Annotated in this window: 15 protein-coding genes and 1 pseudogene; 13 read left to right on the forward strand and 3 right to left on the reverse strand. The window is 34.3% G+C overall.

Annotation, left to right across the window (positions count from 1 at the left end; all coding sequences use genetic code 11):
• Positions 1-66 precede the first annotated feature (66 nt).
• The 3 genes and pseudogenes from ACFX5D_RS00445 to ACFX5D_RS00455 form a co-directional block, all read left to right on the forward strand.
• Positions 67-924: pseudogene (locus ACFX5D_RS00445) on the forward strand (RHS repeat domain-containing protein); the annotation flags it as partial.
• A complete protein-coding gene (locus ACFX5D_RS00450) occupies positions 925-1,116 on the forward strand; it encodes a hypothetical protein (protein WP_379856317.1) in 192 nt (63 codons plus the stop codon).
• A gap of 228 nt (positions 1,117-1,344) precedes the next feature.
• Positions 1,345-1,653: a hypothetical protein gene (locus ACFX5D_RS00455; RefSeq protein ID WP_379856318.1), complete on the forward strand. Its 309-nt coding sequence runs from the start codon at positions 1,345-1,347 to the stop codon at positions 1,651-1,653.
• A 1,225-nt stretch (positions 1,654-2,878) separates the two neighbouring features.
• Here the strand turns inward: ACFX5D_RS00455 and ACFX5D_RS00460 are convergent.
• On the reverse strand, positions 2,879-3,268 hold the full coding sequence (locus ACFX5D_RS00460; RefSeq protein ID WP_379856320.1) for an SPOR domain-containing protein: 390 nt from the start codon (positions 3,266-3,268) through the stop codon (positions 2,879-2,881).
• 217 nt (positions 3,269-3,485) lie between these two features.
• On the opposite strand from ACFX5D_RS00460, the gene ACFX5D_RS00465 reads away from it, so the two are divergent.
• From ACFX5D_RS00465 to queG, 10 genes are all read left to right on the forward strand, one after another.
• Positions 3,486-4,820 (forward strand): c-type cytochrome, encoded by a 1,335-nt coding sequence (locus ACFX5D_RS00465; protein ID WP_379856321.1) that lies wholly within the window; start codon positions 3,486-3,488, stop codon positions 4,818-4,820.
• Positions 4,821-4,849: 29 nt separating this feature from the next.
• On the forward strand, positions 4,850-7,906 hold the full coding sequence (locus tag ACFX5D_RS00470; protein ID WP_379856322.1) for a TAT-variant-translocated molybdopterin oxidoreductase: 3,057 nt from the start codon (positions 4,850-4,852) through the stop codon (positions 7,904-7,906).
• Between the two features lie 38 nt (positions 7,907-7,944).
• Positions 7,945-9,348, forward strand: coding sequence for an NrfD/PsrC family molybdoenzyme membrane anchor subunit (gene nrfD / locus ACFX5D_RS00475; protein ID WP_073204459.1), 1,404 nt, complete (start codon positions 7,945-7,947; stop codon positions 9,346-9,348).
• Complete coding sequence (locus ACFX5D_RS00480; protein ID WP_379856323.1) at positions 9,341-9,865, forward strand: DUF3341 domain-containing protein; 525 nt, start codon at positions 9,341-9,343, stop codon at positions 9,863-9,865. Before nrfD ends, ACFX5D_RS00480 begins: the two co-directional genes overlap by 8 nt.
• Before the next feature lie 8 nt (positions 9,866-9,873).
• Positions 9,874-10,422, forward strand: a complete 549-nt coding sequence (locus ACFX5D_RS00485; protein WP_379856324.1) for a c-type cytochrome — start codon at positions 9,874-9,876, stop codon at positions 10,420-10,422.
• 27 nt (positions 10,423-10,449) lie between these two features.
• On the forward strand, positions 10,450-11,802 hold the full coding sequence (locus ACFX5D_RS00490) for a quinol:cytochrome C oxidoreductase (protein WP_379856325.1): 1,353 nt from the start codon (positions 10,450-10,452) through the stop codon (positions 11,800-11,802).
• A gap of 20 nt (positions 11,803-11,822) precedes the next feature.
• Complete coding sequence (locus tag ACFX5D_RS00495; RefSeq protein ID WP_379856326.1) at positions 11,823-12,983, forward strand: cytochrome c oxidase subunit II; 1,161 nt, start codon at positions 11,823-11,825, stop codon at positions 12,981-12,983.
• 28 nt (positions 12,984-13,011) lie between these two features.
• On the forward strand, positions 13,012-14,808 hold the full coding sequence (locus tag ACFX5D_RS00500) for a cytochrome c oxidase subunit I (protein WP_379856327.1): 1,797 nt from the start codon (positions 13,012-13,014) through the stop codon (positions 14,806-14,808).
• A gap of 159 nt (positions 14,809-14,967) precedes the next feature.
• Entirely contained in the window at positions 14,968-15,990 is a 1,023-nt protein-coding gene (gene ruvB / locus ACFX5D_RS00505) for a Holliday junction branch migration DNA helicase RuvB (protein WP_379856328.1), read from the forward strand.
• Positions 15,991-16,142: 152 nt separating this feature from the next.
• Positions 16,143-17,078: a tRNA epoxyqueuosine(34) reductase QueG gene (gene queG, locus ACFX5D_RS00510; RefSeq protein WP_379856751.1), complete on the forward strand. Its 936-nt coding sequence runs from the start codon at positions 16,143-16,145 to the stop codon at positions 17,076-17,078.
• Between the two features lie 54 nt (positions 17,079-17,132).
• Here queG and ACFX5D_RS00515 read toward each other — a convergent pair whose 3' ends face one another.
• Together ACFX5D_RS00515 and ACFX5D_RS00520 are read right to left on the reverse strand one after the other, a co-directional pair.
• A complete protein-coding gene (locus ACFX5D_RS00515; RefSeq protein WP_379856329.1) occupies positions 17,133-18,158 on the reverse strand; it encodes a LacI family DNA-binding transcriptional regulator in 1,026 nt (341 codons plus the stop codon).
• Between the two features lie 226 nt (positions 18,159-18,384).
• Complete coding sequence (locus ACFX5D_RS00520) at positions 18,385-19,404, reverse strand: LacI family DNA-binding transcriptional regulator (protein ID WP_379856330.1); 1,020 nt, start codon at positions 19,402-19,404, stop codon at positions 18,385-18,387.
• Positions 19,405-19,467 lie beyond the last annotated feature (63 nt).

Genomic DNA, 19,467 nt, shown 5'->3' on the forward strand with positions numbered 1-19,467 from the left:
AAAATTAAAATCCCGAGAAATCGGGATTTTTTTTATTTTAGCTAGAATTAGAAGTATAAGTACAACGGGAAAGAATACCAAGACGAGTTGGGGCTTAACATGTATGATTATGGATGGCGTAATTATATGCCAGACATTGGACGTTGGTCTCAAATAGATCCTTTATTTAACGACCTTAAATTTGCTAACGATAATAGCAAAGTTGATGAAGACGACCAACAGGAAGTTTATATGTCTATCATCAATGACCTTGAACTTGGTGGAGCAATTTATAATACAGATAATTTAAATCCATACGGATACGGCTACAATAATCCTGTTTCTTTTGATGATCCTGATGGTAGATGTCCCTCTTGTATATGGGGAGCGATAATAGGCGCTGGTGTAGATTATGGTCTACAAGTTGCTGTTAATTATGCTGAAGGGAAATCTGGTTCTGATGCTTGGACTAATGTAAGTTTAACCTCTATTGCTGTTTCAGCAGGAGCAGGAGCTTTGAGTGGAGGTATATCATCATTAAAACAAGTTAAAAATGCAGGTACTATTGCTAAAATTGGCATTGGAATGGCAACAGATACAGGAATAAGTGTAGCAAGTCAAGGTATTAAAAACGGAAAAGTTACTTTAAAAGATACTGCTATTGATGTTGCAGCAGGAGGAATTGCGACAGGCGTCGGTGGAATGGTTGAGAAAAAAGTGTTAAACTCATCAACAGGTAAAAGAATGGCAGCGGCAGTTAATGCAGAAAAAAATATAGCTAGAGGTAAATCTAATCTTATACCTAAAAATAAAGCAGACGTAAAAGGAGCAATAAAGAAACTGGAAACTTACGCAGGAATAAGAGCAACTGCATCAGCTGCTGTTTCATCTGGAGCTGCATCAACTGCTGCTGCAAAATTAGAAGAAAAGAAAAAGAAACAATAAATGAAAAAAATTAAACTCTTTATAGATAAAAACCCTGAATTTATTTATATAATAATTGGTGTGATAGCATTTGCCGTAATCGGAATTATCTATGATAATTTAGAAATTATGTTCAAAGTATTTTTAGGAGTTGTTCTATTTGGTGTTTTAATAGGGTTAATATCTTATTTAATCAAAATATTTTCAAAATAAGGAAATAACCCTGATGGACGTGCTCCTGATGACTGGATTAATTTTACTGGTAAAAACGGACAGCAACAAATTATATACCATTCTAATGTAAAGACAAAAGCACAAGCAGAAGCAAAATACTCCAATGTAAAACAAGTTTTTGAAGCAGGAACAGGAAGGTCTGAAAAGACTGGTGAAGTAGTTAATTTTCAAAAAGACGGGACTTATTTAGTAAATGGAGGAAAACCATTGAATCTAGACGATACGAGTTACACTACAAAAGGAGGAACTTATATTGGCGAAAACAAAGGGGTAATAGACGCTATTGGAGATTTTGGACCAGGAGCATTACAAAAAGGAGGTGATGCAAGGACAAAGGGCGCAGGTGTTGCAGCGTTGAGTGGAGCGGAACCAGTAGCAGCAGGATTGGCAACAGTTGGAGGCACGATGTCTGCTATTGGAGCTGGTGGAGCAATACTTAATGATGCTGTTGAAGGTAAATTTGATCTTAAAAACGCTGCTATTCAGACAGGTTCATTTTTTTTAAATAAGTATTAAAAGGGGTTTCTGGAGACGATAGTGTTAAAAAAATTATGTTTGAAAACGGTGTTAACGAAGTGGGAAAAGGGATGGATAAACTAAATAAAAAATAATGATAATAACAATTTTAATTTTAATGGCATTTTTAATACTTACAGTAATAAGTATTAAAAATGATCCAATAAAAAAGGTTAAAAATATTTATGATTTATATGACAATTCTTTTTCCTACAGATTAATAGGAATTGTAGTTATTATAATAATTTCATTTATTATTTATCTTTTTCAAAAAACAAATGGTGGCTAATGCACTTCTGGTTGTGCGGTTTTACAACCGTACCTATAAACACAAATAGTCATAAAAAACCTAGCAAATGCTGGGTTTTTTCCTGCTGAACTAAAACTTTTTTTAAGCGGAATACTTTTAAGTTAATAGGTATTTATGGCATTGTAAGTGAAATTTTAAAAATCATTTAATAAAATATAAGAAATGAAATTATTAATTTTTATATCAATTTTGTCGTCCTTTTTAATTCAACAACAGTCACAATTAAATGGTAAATATAGGATGGAATATGAAGAAGATTATACTTCTCAAAATAGTACTATCGAATTTAAAAACAACTCGTATAAGAGAAAACTATCTAATGGTAAAATTGTAAAAGGTACAGTTGTATATCAAGATTTCGTTATTAAGCTTAAAGATGATAAACCCTGATGGTTCGTATATCTCGGCAACGATAGCGCAGATTTGTAATCTGTGCCCGCAAAGTTGAGCAAATAAAACAAGTCAAGTCAATAAAAAACCTCGCAATTTTGCGAGGTTTTCTTATTTTATAATGTCGCTACATTTTTAGCAAAAAAGTCTTTAATTTTTTTATTGGTGAGCATCTTATCAATGAGTTTAAAGATGGTTTGTTTGTCGTCTTCTTCGAGTTGCAGGATAAGTCTCATTTGTCCAGCTCTTCGAAGAAGAAAAGTTGTTATATAGGCTGCGCAAATGTCTCTGACTTTGCGCCTACAACGATGGGCGACTACTTTACTCAAACAAAAAAATCAACTCATAATTGGAGGCTGCTGAAAAGTCCCCGATCTCCTATGTATTCGTCGGGAATACTGCGCAAATGTCTCTGATTTTTCACCCTTAAATATGTTCAAAGATCAAAAATAAAACAGCTTTATTTGGGTTGCTTTTCTTTGAAAGAATTATAAGTGCTTTTCTATACTAAATAGTATTCCGATATTATTTGCTTGGTTTTATCAGAAGTACATTTTTGTATTTTTTTCTAATATCGATTAAATTTCGTTCCGCATCAATGCGGGTTTTAAAATTACCAACCCAAACTTTATAATTAGGGGTGTTAAATACTATTGTTCCGTCTATATCAGTAAATTCTTGCTTGAAGGTCCGCAATATCTTTTTTGCATTTTCGCTGTCCCCGCTAGAAATTTGAATTTTATAACGGTCATTTACAGAGGTTGAAACATTTAATTTTCGCTTTTCGTTTAACAATTGCTCAAATTTAGGGTCTTGACTCAGTCTAAGTTTTGCGTCTTGAGCATATATGCAGGATGAAGTAATTATTAAACTTAGAGTGTAAAAAATAACTTGTTTGGGAGCTAAAATTCTCATAATGTGATTGTTTTTATGCAAAAATAGTATTTATAGAATGAAACATAATATTAAATATTATTTAGAATTAATATAAATTGAATTTAAGACTATTTTAAGGTTTTGTGAATAGTTCTTAAGTCGTATTTTTGTGCAAGTTTTAAAGAATGTATTAGTTTTTTCTAAAAGTATTAATAGAAAAAACCGTACCAATTTTAGTAGATAATCATTATACTATATGAAAAAGGTGGGTAACCATAATTCGATCACAAGAAAATTATATTTAAGCTTAGGGCTTACTTTAGTTTTCTCCTTAACATCAATTGCACAAGTTGCGGCTCCGGAAGCAGCAACACCAGTTCCAGCAGATGCTGTTGCTGCGTCAGGTGGTGACCCTGTAAAGGGAAAAGAACTTTTTAATGCAAATTGCGCAGCATGTCATAAATTGGATGCTAAAGCAACAGGACCTATGTTGAGAGGTATATCTGCAAAGCATGAAATGGCATGGCTTTACAAGTGGATTCACAATAGCTCTGAACTGATAAAGTCAGGGGATGCTGCTGCTGTAAAAGTGTATGAAGAAAATAACAAGTCGGTTATGACCGCTTTTCCTCAATTATCAACAGCTGACATTGATAATATTATTGCTTATACTTCAGAGCCAAAAGTGGAAGCTACTGCTCCGCCTACTGGAACTGCTGGAGTTCCGGGAACTGCTGCTCCAGAAAATGCTATTTCAAACAATGTCATTCTTGGTGCATTAGGATTAGTTATGGCTATGTTAGTTGTGATGTTGTTCTTAGTGAATAAAGTATTGTCGAAAGTAGCAAAAGCAAATGGAATAGTGGTTGCTCCAAAAGAGCCTACTATGCCAATTTGGAGAGCATTCGCGAAAAATCAATTTTTAGTTTTGGTGTCTTCAATATTTTTACTGTTGACAGGAGCATATCTGGTATATGGTTTCTTGATGCAGGTTGGGGTTGATCAAGATTACGAGCCAATACAGCCAATTCATTATTCTCACAGAATACATGCTGGCAGCAACGGAATAAGTTGTAAGTATTGTCACTCTTCTGCTAGAGTTAGTAAGCATTCGGGAATACCTTCCTTAAATGTTTGTATGAATTGTCATAAAAACATTGCAGAGGTTTCTGATACAACTGCAACTCCAGATCATTCTAAGGCTTTTTATGATGGTGAAATTCAAAAATTATATAAAGCAGTAGGTTGGGATCAATCTACTCAAAAATATACTGGAAAAACCGAACCTGTAAAATGGATTCGTATTCACAATTTGCCAGATTTCGTTTACTTTAATCATTCGCAACACGTAACTGTAGCTGGTATTGAATGTCAAACCTGTCATGGGCCTGTGCAGACTTATGAAGTGATGAAACAATTTTCTCCACTTACAATGGGTTGGTGTATTAATTGTCACAGAAAAACGGAAGTTAAAATGGAAGGCAATGAATATTACACCAAAATTCATGAGGAACTTTCTAAAAAATACGGTGTAGACAAATTGACTGCAGCGCAAATGGGAGGTTTAGAATGTGGTAAATGCCACTATTAATCAAATTATTAAGATTTTAATATTTATATATGTCATCAAACAAAAAATACTGGAAAAGTGTTGAAGAACTAGACGAAAATAGTTCTATTGTTGAGGCGCTTAAAAATAACGAATTTGTTGAAGAAATTCCTACTGATGAATTTTTAGGAAATAATGATGCTTTGTCATCTTCATCAACATCACGTCGTGACTTTTTAAAGTACGTTGGGTTTAGTACTGCAGCAGCTACGCTAGCAGCTTGTGAAGGTCCGGTACACAAGTCAATTCCTTATGTGTTGCAACCAGAACAGATCATTCCGGGGGTAGCGGATTATTATGCAACTTCTGTTTTTGATGGTTTTGATTTTGCTAATTTATTAGTAAAAACACGTGAAGGGCGTCCTATTAAAATAGATAATAACACTATTGCGGGGGCAAAATTTTCTGCCAATGCTAGAATTCATGCGTCAATATTGTCATTGTATGATAGTATGCGTTTGAAAGAACCAAAAATTAAAGGTAAAAATTCAACTTGGTCAGCTGTTGATGCTACAATTAAATCAAGTATCGCTGATGCGAAAGTAAAAGGCGGTCAGGTCGTGTTGCTGACAAATACTTTAGCAAGTCCTTCGACAGAGGCATTAATTGCGCAATTTATTGGTAAAAACCCAAATGCTAAGCATGTTGTTTACGATGCGGTTTCTTCGTCTGAAGCTTTGGATGCTTTTGAGAGTGTTTATGGTGAAAGGGCTTTGGTTGATTATGATTTTTCAAAAGTTTCACTAATCGTTTCGGTTGGTGCGGATTTTCTTGGAGATTGGCAAGGTGGTGGATATGATTCAGGTTATGCTCAAGGCAGAATTCCTAAAAATGGAAAGATGTCTCGTCATTTTCAGTTAGAATCAAATATGACTTTATCTGGTGCTGCTGCTGACAAGCGTTTTGCAATGTCAAGTGCTAATCAAAAGCAAGCATTAGTGCTTATATACAATATTATTACTGGTTCGTCTGCAGCGGTTAGTTTAGATGATAAATTTAAGGCTGAAGTTACTAAAGCGGCTCAGCAGTTGAAAGCGGCTGGTTCTAAAGGAGTTTTAGTTTCTGGGATTCAAGATAAAAATGCGCAGTTATTAGTTTTAGCTATCAATCAAGTTTTGACTAGTGAGGCGTTCACTATTTCAGGTACCAGACAAATTAGAAAAGGTTCTAACGAAAAAGTTGCTCAGTTAATCAAGGAGATGAAGGCGGGAAGTGTTCATACTTTAATTATGAGTGGCGTTAATCCAGTTTATACTTTAGCAGATAGTAAAACATTTGTTGAAGCACTTAAAAAAGTAAAAACATCGGTTGCTTTCTCTTTGAAAGAGGATGAGACTGCTTTACTTTCCACAATTGCAGCTCCGGCTCCACATTATTTAGAGTCTTGGGGTGATTTGAGTTTAACAAAAGGCTCTTATAGTATTACACAACCGACAATTCGTCCTTTATTTAATACTAAACAATTTCAAGAAGTTTTATTGTCTTTGAATGGTGTTGCGGGTTCTTACTACGATTTTGTAAAAGCGAATGCTTCAACAATCGTTTTAGGTTCTACTTGGAATAAAGTGTTACATGACGGTGTTTATGTTGGTGTTGCATCATCAGTGTCTGGTGGTTCAGCTGATTATTCTGCTGCTGCTAATGCATTGGCTCAGGCAAAACCGGCACAGGCTTTTGAATTAGTATTGTATACTAAAACAGGTTTGGGTGATGGACAACAAGCGAATAACCCATGGTTACAAGAGTTACCGGATCCAATTACAAGAGTTTCTTGGGATAATTACGTTACTGTTTCGAATGCTGATGCTAAGAAATTAGGATTGTCAAATGAAATCGTTGCAAATGGTGGTTTGAATGGTAGTTACGCTACTATTACAACAGTTGATGGTGTAAAACTAGAAAATGTTCCAGTAATTGTTCAGCCAGGACAAGCTGTGGGGACTATAGGTTTAGCTTTAGGTTATGGACGTAAGGCGGCTCTAAAAGAAGAAATGCAAGTAGGTTTAAATGCTTACTCATTATATAAAGGCTTTAATGATGTGCAATCTGTATCATTAGTTAAAGCGGATGGAGAACACGAATTTGCTTGTGTTCAAGGTCAAAAAACATTAATGGGAAGAGGGGATATTATTAAAGAAACTACTTTAGAGATATTTAATACTAAAGATGCTGAATTTTGGAATGAACAACCAATGGTATCTTTAGATCACAAAGAAGTGGCGGCTACATCAGTAGATTTATGGGATTCATTTGATCGTTCTACAGGACATCACTTTAATCTTTCTATTGATTTGAATGCTTGTACCGGATGTGGTTCTTGTGTAATTGCTTGTCATGCTGAAAACAACGTTCCAGTTGTTGGAAAAGCAGAAGTTAGAAGAAGTCGTGATATGCACTGGTTGCGTATTGACAGATATTATTCTTCTGAGAGTACATTTGCAGGAGATAACGAAAGAAAAGAAAATATTGCTGGTTTATCAAGTTCATTATCTACATTTAATGAAATGGAAAAAGCGGGAGATAATCCTCAAGTTTCTTTCCAGCCGGTAATGTGTCAGCATTGTAATCACGCACCTTGTGAAACGGTTTGTCCAGTTGCTGCAACATCTCATGGTCGTCAAGGTCAAAATCAAATGGCTTATAACAGATGTGTTGGTACGCGTTACTGTGCTAATAACTGTCCTTATAAAGTACGTCGTTTTAACTGGTTCTTATATAACAAAAACAGTGAATTCGATTATCATATGAATGATGATTTAGGACGTATGGTATTAAACCCAGATGTTAATGTTCGTTCTCGTGGAGTTATGGAAAAATGTTCTATGTGTATTCAAATGACACAGGCAACAATTTTAAATGCAAAAAGAGAAGGAAGAGTAATCGTAGATGGAGAATTCCAAACCGCTTGTTCAAATGCTTGTTCTACCGGGGCAATGAAATTTGGAGATGTAAATGATAAAGAAGCCGAAGTAACTAAATTAGCTGCTGACGATAGAATGTATCATTTATTGGAGCATGTTGGAACAAAACCAAATGTGATTTATCATGTTAAAGTTAGAAATACCTAGTACAAAAAATAATTAATTAAGAATCAATATAAAGGATTATGTCGTCTCACTACGAAGCAACCATTAGAAAACCCTTAGTTATAGGTGATAAATCTTATCACGATGTAACTGTAGATGTAGCTGCGCCTGTTGAAGGTAAAGCAAACAAACATTGGTGGATTGTATTTTCAATTGCATTAATAGCCTTCCTTTGGGGATTAGGTTGTATTATTTATACTGTATCTACGGGTATTGGAACATGGGGATTAAATAAAACTGTAGGCTGGGCTTGGGATATCACTAACTTCGTTTGGTGGGTAGGTATCGGTCACGCAGGAACATTAATTTCAGCCGTATTATTGCTTTTCCGTCAAAGATGGAGAATGGCAATTAACCGTTCTGCGGAGGCAATGACCATATTTTCTGTAATACAAGCGGGTTTATTTCCAATTATCCACATGGGACGTCCATGGTTAGCCTATTGGGTTTTACCAATTCCGAACCAATTTGGTTCTTTATGGGTGAATTTTAACTCTCCTTTACTTTGGGACGTTTTTGCAATTTCTACTTATCTTTCTGTTTCATTAGTTTTCTGGTGGACTGGTTTGTTACCGGATTTTGCGATGTTGAGAGATAGAGCGATTACTCCTTTTAATAAAAGAGTATATTCTATATTGAGTTTTGGATGGAGTGGTAGAGCAAAAGACTGGCAACGTTTTGAAGAAGTTTCTTTGGTTCTAGCAGGTTTAGCAACTCCACTTGTACTTTCTGTACACACTATCGTGTCGATGGATTTTGCTACTTCAGTAATTCCAGGATGGCATACCACAATTTTTCCTCCTTATTTTGTTGCTGGAGCCGTTTTCTCTGGATTTGCAATGGTAAACACTTTGCTTATCATTATGAGAAAAGTATCTAATCTTGAAGCTTATATTACCATTCAGCATATAGAATTAATGAACATTGTAATCATGATTACGGGTTCTATTGTTGGGGTTGCCTATATTACGGAGCTTTTCATAGCTTGGTATTCAGGAGTAGAATATGAGCAATATGCATTCTTGAACAGAGCAACCGGACCTTACTGGTGGGCATATTGGTCGATGATGACTTGCAATGTTTTTTCTCCGCAATTTATGTGGTTCAAAAAATTAAGAACAAGTATCATGTTCTCTTTCATTATTTCAATTGTTGTAAATATTGGGATGTGGTTTGAAAGGTTTGTAATTATTGTAACTTCGTTGCATAGAGATTATTTACCTTCTTCATGGACAATGTTTTCGCCGACGTTTGTTGATATTGGAATTTTCATTGGAACAATAGGTTTCTTCTTTGTTTTGTTTTTATTATATTCTAGAACGTTCCCAGTGATAGCTCAAGCGGAAGTAAAAACAATTTTAAAAGGGACTGGAGATAATTACAAAAGAGAAAGAGAAGCTAATAAAGATTTACATCATGAGTAATAAAGTAATATACGCCATTTATAATGACGATGATATTTTGATGGATGCGGTTAAGAAAACTAGAGCAGCTCATCATCATATTGAAGAAGTTTTTTCCCCATTCCCTGTTCACGGTTTGGATAAAGCGATGGGACTTGCTCCTACAAGATTAGCCATTTGCGCTTTTATCTACGGATTAATAGGTTTATCATTTGGAACATGGATGATGAACTATATAATGATTCAAGATTGGCCTCAAGATATTGGTGGTAAACCAAGTTTTAGTTATATTGATAACATGCCGGCTTTCGTGCCAATTATGTTTGAAGAAACTGTATTTTTCGCCGCTCACTTAATGGTTATTACTTTTTATATGAGAAGTAAATTATGGCCTTTTAAAGTTGCTGAAAATCCAGATGTAAGAACTACAGATGATCATTTTTTGATGGAGGTTGCTGTAAATGATAATGAGGATGAATTGATTTCCTTTTTTGAAAGTACAGGAGCGGTAGAAGTTAAAGTAATTGTAAAGAATTAATTGTCGATATGAAAAGTCTATATAAAATAACATTTTTAATTTGTATTACTATTTTAGTTTCGTCTTGCCATAATAATTCGAAACCTAATTACCAATACATGCCTAATATGTATGAGCCAGTAAGTTATGAAACTTATGAGGAATCTAGTGCATTTAAGAACGGTAAGGAAGGTCAGCTTCCTCCAGAAGGAACAATAAATAGAGGTTTCGAGCCTTATGAATATGAAAATTCTACTGCAGGGTATGATTTAGCTAAATTAAATTTAAAATCTCCTCTAGATAGTATATCTGAAAAAGATGTAGAAAAATCTAAAGAATTATTTGATATTTATTGTGCTATTTGTCATGGTGTCGAAGGTAATGGTAAAGGAAAATTAGTTACGCAAGGTAAATTTCTTGGTGTTCCTAGCTATAAGGATAGGATTATAACTGAAGGAAGTGTTTTTCATGTTCAAACTTACGGTTTAAATTCAATGGGAGCGTATGCGAACCAATTGAATTCACATGAACGTTGGTTAGTATCATCTTATGTTATTAATCTGAAAGCTAAATTATAATTGTTGAACAAACTGATCGTAATAGATATGTATACATTTTCAAGTAAATTAAAAACATTTTCTTTTGTCTTAATGGCTGTTGGTCTATTGGGAATTGGATATGGTTTTTTAACTGCACCAAAAGATATTCAAGAAGTTGAAAAAATTCTTGCTTCAGAAACTCATGGTGGTCATGGTGAGGCAAAACATGAAGTTTCAATTCCTGCAGAAGAAGCTCACGCTGAAATGGGAAAAATAAATGAAGTTAAAGAAGCTGCTGAACATAAAGCGCATGCCGAACATGTTTTGCACCAATTGCAAAATAAGCCATGGGCCTCATTATACGTGGCTTGTATTTTCTTTATGCTATTATCAATGGGAGTTTTGGCTTTTTATGCCATACAACAAGTTGCACAAGCAGGTTGGTCTCCTGTTTTATTTAGAGTTATGCAAGGAATAACAGCGTATTTACCAATAGGTTCTGTTATATTTTTTATAATACTTGTTGTTTGTGGATTAAATATTTTCCACTCAAATAGTTTATTTATATGGTTAGATCCGGAAGTTGTTGCGCATGATAAAATCATTGCTAATAAATCAGGATATTTGAATTTTCCTTTTTGGATAATTAGAGCAGCAATCTTTTTGATTGGTTGGAATTTATATCGTTATTTTTCAGCAAAAAACTGTTTGGCTCAAGATCAAGCTTCTGATGATCTTAACTATAAAAAGAACTTCAAAATGTCAGCGGCATTTCTAGTTTTCTTCATAGTTACTGAATCTATAATGTCTTGGGATTGGATTATGTCAATCGACCCTCATTGGTCTAGTACGCTATTCGGGTGGTATGTTTTTGCCAGTTTCTTTGTTAGTGGGATTACAACGATAGCTTTAGTATCTTTATATTTGAAGTCAAAAGGATATTTAGAATACGTTAATACAAGTCATATTCATGATTTAGCTAAATTCATGTTTGGATTCAGTGTTTTCTGGACTTATTTATGGTTTTCACAATTCATGTTGATTTGGTATGCCAATATTCCAGAAGAGATTACTTATTTCGTAACAAGAATTCAATTGTATAATATTCCATTTTTTGGAGCGGTAGTTATGAATTTTGTTTTTCCAATTTTAATATTAGTTAATACTGATTTCAAAAGGATTACATGGATTTTAGTAATGGCTGGTACTGTAATTTTATTAGGACATTATATAGATTTCTTTAATATGATTATGCCTGGAACAGTAGGAGACAGATGGTTCATTGGTATTTCAGAAATTGCATCTGTTCTTTTCTTCCTTGGATTATTTATTTATGTTGTTTTCTCAGCATTAACTAAATCTCCTTTGTTACCAAAAAGAAATCCATTTATAGAAGAGAGTAAACATTTTCATTATTAATATTTAAAATAAGTAAACAGATGACAAGTTTGTTGGTAATTATAGTTTTAGTTTTATTAGCCGTTGCTTTATGGCAATTGACGAAAATATTTGACCTTACTCAAGTGGGAGCAAATTCGGATGATTCACAAGTAGCCTCAGATGATGATAATAATGTTCAGGGTTATTTAATGTTTGGTTTCTTAGCATTCCTATATATATTCTCAATATACGGTTTGTTTAAATGGGGGCCATTAGTTCTTCATACACCCGCTTCAGAACATGGCTCTTTAGTGGATAGTTTGATGAATATTTCGTGGGTACTTTTATTTATAGTCCAAGCTATAACGCAGGTTTTATTGCATTATTTTGCTTTTAAATACAGGGGTAAAAAAGGGCAAAAGGCATTGTATTTTGCTGATAACAATAGATTAGAAGCACTTTGGAGTGTTATTCCAGCGGTTGTTCTTGCAGGTTTAATTCTTTATGGTCTTTATGCGTGGACAAATATTATGTTCATCGATGATGAAGAGGATACAGTTGTTATTGAATTATATGCGCAACAATTTAAATGGACGGCTAGGTACGCTGGTCCTGACAATGTGTTAGGTAAAGCTAATGTTAGATTAATAGAAGGTGTTAATACACTAGGTGTTGATTTATCGGATCCTTATGCACAAGATGATATTGTAATTAATGAGTTGCATATACCAAAAGGCAAAAAAATTCATTTCAAAATGCGTTCGCAAGATGTATTGCATTCTGCATATATGCCGTATTTTAGAGCGCAAATGAACTGTGTGCCAGGTATGGTAACTGAATTCGCTTTTACACCGATCTATACTACCGACGAGTATAGAGAATTGCCTTACATGGTAGAAAAAGTGGCGAATATTAATGCTATAAGAACTAAGAAAAGTATTGAGCTTGTTGCAAAAGGACAAACAGCATTGGATCCTTATACTTTTGATTATTTATTGCTTTGTAATAAAATATGCGGTGCTTCACATTACAACATGCAAATGAAAATAATCGTTGACACTCCAGAAGATTATAAAAAGTGGTTGCAGGATAAAGCTACAATAGTACAAGAAGTAAAAACAGCGAAAACTCCAACAGGTCCTGTTGATGGTGTTAAAGGAATGGATTCTACTAAAGGTATGGATACCGCGGCAGCTGTTGTTAAAATGGCAATGAAATAATTATTAAGAAAATTTAAAGTAAACGTATATGTCAGCAGAAGCTCACGATCACGGACACGATCTAGAACACGAACACCATCATAAAGAGACTTTTATTACTAAATATATATTTAGTATCGATCATAAAATGATTTCCAAGCAATACCTAATTACTGGTATTATCATGGGTGTTATTGGTGTGGGGATGTCAATGCTTTTTAGAATGCAATTAGCTTGGCCTGAAGAATCTTTCAAAATATTTAATGTATTATTAGGTGATAAATTTGCTCCTGACGGAGTTATGGCCAATGATATTTATTTAGCATTAGTCACCATACATGGAACCATAATGGTTTTCTTTGTATTGACCGCCGGTCTAAGTGGAACCTTTAGTAACTTATTAATTCCGCTTCAAATTGGCGCCAGAGATATGGCTTCAGGATTCATGAATATGATATCGTATTGGTTGTTCTTTTTGTCAGCTGTAATTATGTTATGTTCTTTATTCGTTGAAGCGGGTCCTGCATCGTCGGGATGGACAATCTATCCTCCTTTAAGTGCATTGCCTCAAGCTATTCCAGGTTCAGGTATGGGAATGACACTTTGGTTAGTTTCTATGGCAATATTTATTGCATCTTCTTTAATGGGATCATTAAATTATATTGTTACAGTTATTAATTTGAGAACGAAAGGAATGACAATGACGAGATTGCCATTGACAATTTGGTGTTTCTTTGTAACCGCTATTATTGGGGTTATTTCATTTCCAGTATTGTTGTCAGCTGCTTTGTTATTGATTTTTGATAGAAGTTTTGGTACTTCTTTCTTCTTGTCTGATATTTATATTGCTGGGGAAGTATTGCATTATCAAGGTGGTTCACCGGTATTGTTTGAACACTTATTCTGGTTCTTAGGTCACCCTGAAGTTTATATCGTAATTTTACCGGCAATGGGTATTGTCTCTGAAGTTATGGCGACAAATTCACGCAAACCAATATTTGGTTACAGAGCTATGATTATGTCAGTTTTGGCTATCGCATTTCTATCGACAATTGTTTGGGGTCACCATATGTTTATTTCAGGAATGAATCCGTTTTTAGGTTCTGTATTTACTTTTACTACTTTATTGATTGCCATTCCTTCTGCAGTGAAAGCATTTAACTGGATCACAACGCTATGGAAAGGTAACCTGCAATTGAATCCTGCAATGTTATTTTCAATTGGTATGGTTTCTACTTTTATTACTGGTGGATTGACAGGAATTATTCTGGGAGACAGTACTTTAGATATCAACGTGCATGATACTTATTTTGTTGTAGCTCACTTTCACTTAGTAATGGGGATTTCGGCACTGTACGGTATGTTTGCTGGGGTATACCACTGGTTCCCTAGATTATACGGAAGAATGCTTAATAAAAATTTAGGATATGTTCACTTTTGGGTGTCAGCAATTTGTGCTTATGGTGTGTTTTTTCCAATGCACTTTATAGGTTTAGCTGGATTGCCAAGACGTTATTATACAAATACTAATTTTCCATTATTTGATGATTTACAAAACGTAAACGTTCTTATAACGACATTCGCTTTAATAGGTGGTGTTTTTCAATTGGTGTTCTTGTACAACTTTTTCAGCAGTATTTTCTACGGTAAAAAGTCAGTACAGAATCCTTGGAAATCTACTACTCTAGAATGGACTGCGCCAGTTGAACATATTCATGGTAACTGGCCTGGTGAGATTCCTGAAGTACACCGTTGGCCTTATGACTACAGTAATCCTGCACATGATGTGGATTTTGTACCTCAAAATGTCCCTATGAAAGAAGGTGAAGAAGTTTTACATCATTAAAGATATTTGATCAAGCCTCTGCGTAAGTAGAGGCTTTTTTTATGGGCTTTTTCTATTGTTTATTGTTTGTGTCGCCTTTTTTTATACTGCCTCTTTTAATTTTTTCTGCATTTGGTGTTTATAATTTAGATTTTAATATTGCTTTGCTATCTTTGTTAAATGAATGAAAATTTAGACCCAACAACGAATGGTTATAATTCCGAAGAAATTGATCTGGAGAAAAGGTTAAGACCGCTCTCTTTTGATGATTTTGCCGGCCAAGACCAAATATTAGAAAACTTAAAAGTTTTTGTTCAGGCTGCTAACCAAAGGAATGAAGCGCTTGACCATACACTTTTTCATGGTCCTCCGGGTTTGGGGAAAACAACATTGGCTAATATTCTTGCCAATGAATTAAATGTAGGAATTAAAATTACTTCCGGACCTGTATTAGACAAACCGGGAGATTTAGCGGGTTTGCTTACTAATCTTGAAGAAAGAGATGTATTGTTTATAGATGAAATCCATCGTTTAAGTCCTATTGTTGAGGAATATTTATATTCAGCGATGGAGGATTTTAAGATTGATATAATGATAGAATCGGGACCGAATGCTAGAACTGTTCAAATTAATCTAAATCCCTTTACCTTAATTGGAGCAACAACTCGATCCGGTTTATTAACGGCTCCTATGCGAGCTCGTTTCGGGATTGCTTCCCGTCTACAATACTATACAACTGAATTATTGACATCCATTGTAGAAAGAAGCGCCAGTATATTCAAAATGCCAATATCGATGGAGGCGGCTATCGAAATTGCGGGCAGGAGTAGGGGAACTCCGCGTATAGCTAACGCTTTGTTACGTAGAGTGCGCGATTTTGCTCAAATTAAAGGGAATGGCACAATTGATATTGAAATTGCTCGTTATGCCTTAAAAGCGCTGAATGTTGACGCTCACGGGTTAGATGAAATGGACAATAAAATACTGTTAACAATCATTGATAAATTTAAAGGTGGGCCGGTTGGCTTATCAACTTTGGCTACAGCCGTATCCGAAAGCAGTGAAACTATTGAGGAAGTCTATGAGCCTTTCTTAATACAAGAAGGTTTCATTATGAGAACACCACGAGGAAGGGAAGTCACAGATAAAGCGTATAAGCATTTAGGAAAAATAAATACCAATATTCAAAGAGGTTTATTCTAGTTTTTGAAGCTATTTCCTGCTATCCGCTAAAGCGTTTTTTTCAAAAAGCAAGATAGGATATCGCTTCAAACGAAGTTCACGTAACACATATAAAAATAGAAGTTAAGAGAAGTAATTAGTCCTAGTAAGTAGAGTGGCAACTTAATCTTTTTATTATAATTCATAAATCTAAATATACAGAATTTATTAAATCCGAAGCAAAGCGCCTTGGTTTTCTATCTTGTGGTATCTCGAAAGCTGAGTTTTTAGTACAGGAAGCGCCTAGGTTAGAAAATTGGTTAAACAAGAATCGAAATGGTGAAATGTCATACATGGAAAATCATTTCGATAAAAGGTTAGACCCCACGTTACTTGTTGATGATGCTAGGAGTGTGATTTCACTGTTACTGAATTATTATCCTGATACATTGCAATCACAAATCGTTGCGACAGATGCTTATAAAATCTCAAAGTATGCTTACGGGCACGATTATCATTTTGTCATCAAGGAAAAGTTGAAAGAATTACTTTTTGCGATCCAGTCCTCTATCGGTGATGTTTCTGGGCGTGCATTTGTAGACTCGGCGCCAGTGCTGGACAAAGCATGGGCTGCGAAAAGTGGTTTAGGATGGATAGGTAAAAACAGTAATTTGTTAACGCAAAAAGTAGGGTCCTTTTACTTCATTGCGGAACTAATTGTTGATTTAAATTTAGAATATGATAATGCTACAACAGATCATTGTGGAACTTGTACGTCATGTATAGATGCTTGTCCTACACAAGCAATAGTAGCTCCATACATTGTTGACGGAAGCAAGTGTATTTCTTATTTTACTATTGAACTTAAAGAAAATATCCCTCAGGAGATGAAAGGAAAGTTTGATGATTGGGTTTTTGGATGTGATGTTTGTCAAGATGTTTGCCCATGGAATAAATTTTCAAAAGCGAATAACGAACCTTTATTTAACCCAAATCCTGAACTGCTTTCTATGACCAAAAAAGACTGGAAAGAAATTACAGAAGAAACTTTTAAGATCGTTTTTAAAGATTCACCTTTAAAAAGAGCAAAATTTAAAGGATTGAAAAGGAATATTGATTTTTTGCACTAAAAAGTAGGTACTGATTATGTGAATCTGTATTTGATTATAATAAATTAATAATGACTATGGTTTAACCGTAGATTCTCTGATTATATTACAAGTTTGTAGCTCAACAGTTCTTGGCGTATAGTGTAAACCTTCTTTATGACAAATCATTTCTTCCAATAGCAAAGCGAATGATTGAACTCCCATTTCGTGGCTGGGTTGTTCTACACTGCTTAATTTTGGTGTAAGAACTTGAGACATAAACCAATTACTGAAACCGATTATGGCCACTTGCTCAGGGATTTTAATGTCGTTATCGTTAAAATAAGTTAAAACACCAACGGCTACTAAATCTGTAATTGCAAAGATTCCGTCCACGTCAGGATGCTCCGTTATTATCTGTCTGGCAAAAGCGAACCCTTCTTCAAAAGCAACTTTTTCGCAAGTATAAACCAATTTAGCATCAAAAGGAATATGATTTTTTTCTAATGCTTTTTTATAGCCAATATATCGGTCAATTGAATTTTGAGGGTTTAAGGGACCTCGGATATGAACGATTCTTTTACAACCAGTATCTATTAAGTGTTGGACCGCATTAAAAGCCGCCTTTTGGTCATTAATTATTACTTTTGAGCAGGTCGTCAGTTTATTGATTTTGTCAAACATAACAAAAGGAATGTTCCTCCTGATTATTTCCTTAATATGGTCATCATTATTCGATTCGTTTGAAAGGGACATGATGATGCCATCAACGCGCTTATTAATAAGTAGTTCAACTTGTTTTTTCTCTAGTTCTAAAGACTCGTTGGATTGCAGGATGATGACTAGATAACCGTTTTTTTCAGCTTCATCAATAATTGCGTTAACTACATTCGAAAAAAAATGGTGTACTACTTCAGGAATAATTAAACCAATTGTTTTTGATTCTTTTGTTCTTAAATTTACTGCAAAACTATTTGGTGTGTAATGTAGCGTTTGCGCAAGATCAATTACCGCTTTTTTTGTTTTGGCACTGACATCTGGATAGTTTTTCAAAGCTTTTGAAACTGTGGTAATCGAAATTCCCAATTTAGTCGCAATTTCTTTAAGGGTAATATCTTTCATGAATCTATTTTGTACTTATTTTAGTTTAGAAAAATATTTTTTAGCAAAATTATTCTACGTGAATGCTATACATATTTATCTTACTTTATGTCGATGGGTAGTATAACAACATAAAATATTCGTCACCAAGATATTAATTTTAATCTAATTTTTTATGTTTTTAGCAAAATAAACAAATTAATAATGATTAGTTAAATTAAATAAATAGCAGATTAGGTTGTTGTTTTTATGTTGACTGCCTTTCGATTATGCTTGTTTCTAATTCAATTGATTGAAAAACTATTGGTAGATTGTTTTTTTTTGAATAGATTTCATCAAATAAAATTGCTGCTGCTGTTCTTCCGATTTCAAACCCGGGTTGGTCAACGGTACTGAGTTTTGGGGTAATAAGGGAAGACATAAACCAATTACTAAAGCCGAAAATGGCAATCTGTTGTGGGATTTTGATACCCATTTCGTTAAAATATTTGATTGCGCCAATTGCAACCAAATCTGTCACTGCAAAAACAGCATCAATCTCCGGTTGCTCGGCCATTGCTTTTCTGGCATTTTCATATCCATCTTCGAAATCCGTGTTGTTATCGCATACAAAAACTAATGATGAATCATAGGTGATATCGTGGTCTTCGAGTGCTTTTTTATAACCTAAAAAACGATCGATGGAATTTTGAGGCATGTACGAACCTCTGAAATGTGCAATTTTCTTATATCCTTTTTTTATAAGATAAGTGACAGCATCATAAGCCGCTTTTTTATCATTTATGCTAACTTTTGAACAGTTGATTATTTTTGCAATTTTATCAAAAAGTACTAAGGGAGTATTGTGTTCAAAAACAGTTTTGAGGTGATGGAATTCTCCCGTTTCATTAGATAAGGAAAGTAATATTCCATCAACTCTTTTACTTAATAGTAAATCAATTTGTTTTTTTTCAAGTTCATATTTTTCATTAGATTGTAAAATAATAACCAGATAATTTCTTTTTTCTGCTTCTTCAAGAATTCCATCGATCACATTTGAAAAAAAATCGTGTAAAACAGTTGGGAGTATTAGACCTATGGTTTTAGATTCTTTGGTTCTTAGATTAACGGCAAAGCTATTAGGGGTGTAGTGCAATGCTATCGCTAAATCTTTAACGGCTTTTTTAGTAGATTCACTAACATCAGGATAATTTTTTAACGCCTTTGAAACTGTTGTAATAGAAATTCCAAGTTCTGTGGCAATTTGCTTAAGCGTGGTTTCTTTCATGATTGCCTAATTTTTAAATAATAAAACTGTTTCCTGAAAACAAACTTACAATTTAATTATTGT

The sequence above is a fragment of the Flavobacterium fructosi genome, assembly GCF_042787335.1.
Classification (GTDB): Bacteria; Bacteroidota; Bacteroidia; order Flavobacteriales; family Flavobacteriaceae; genus Flavobacterium; species Flavobacterium fructosi.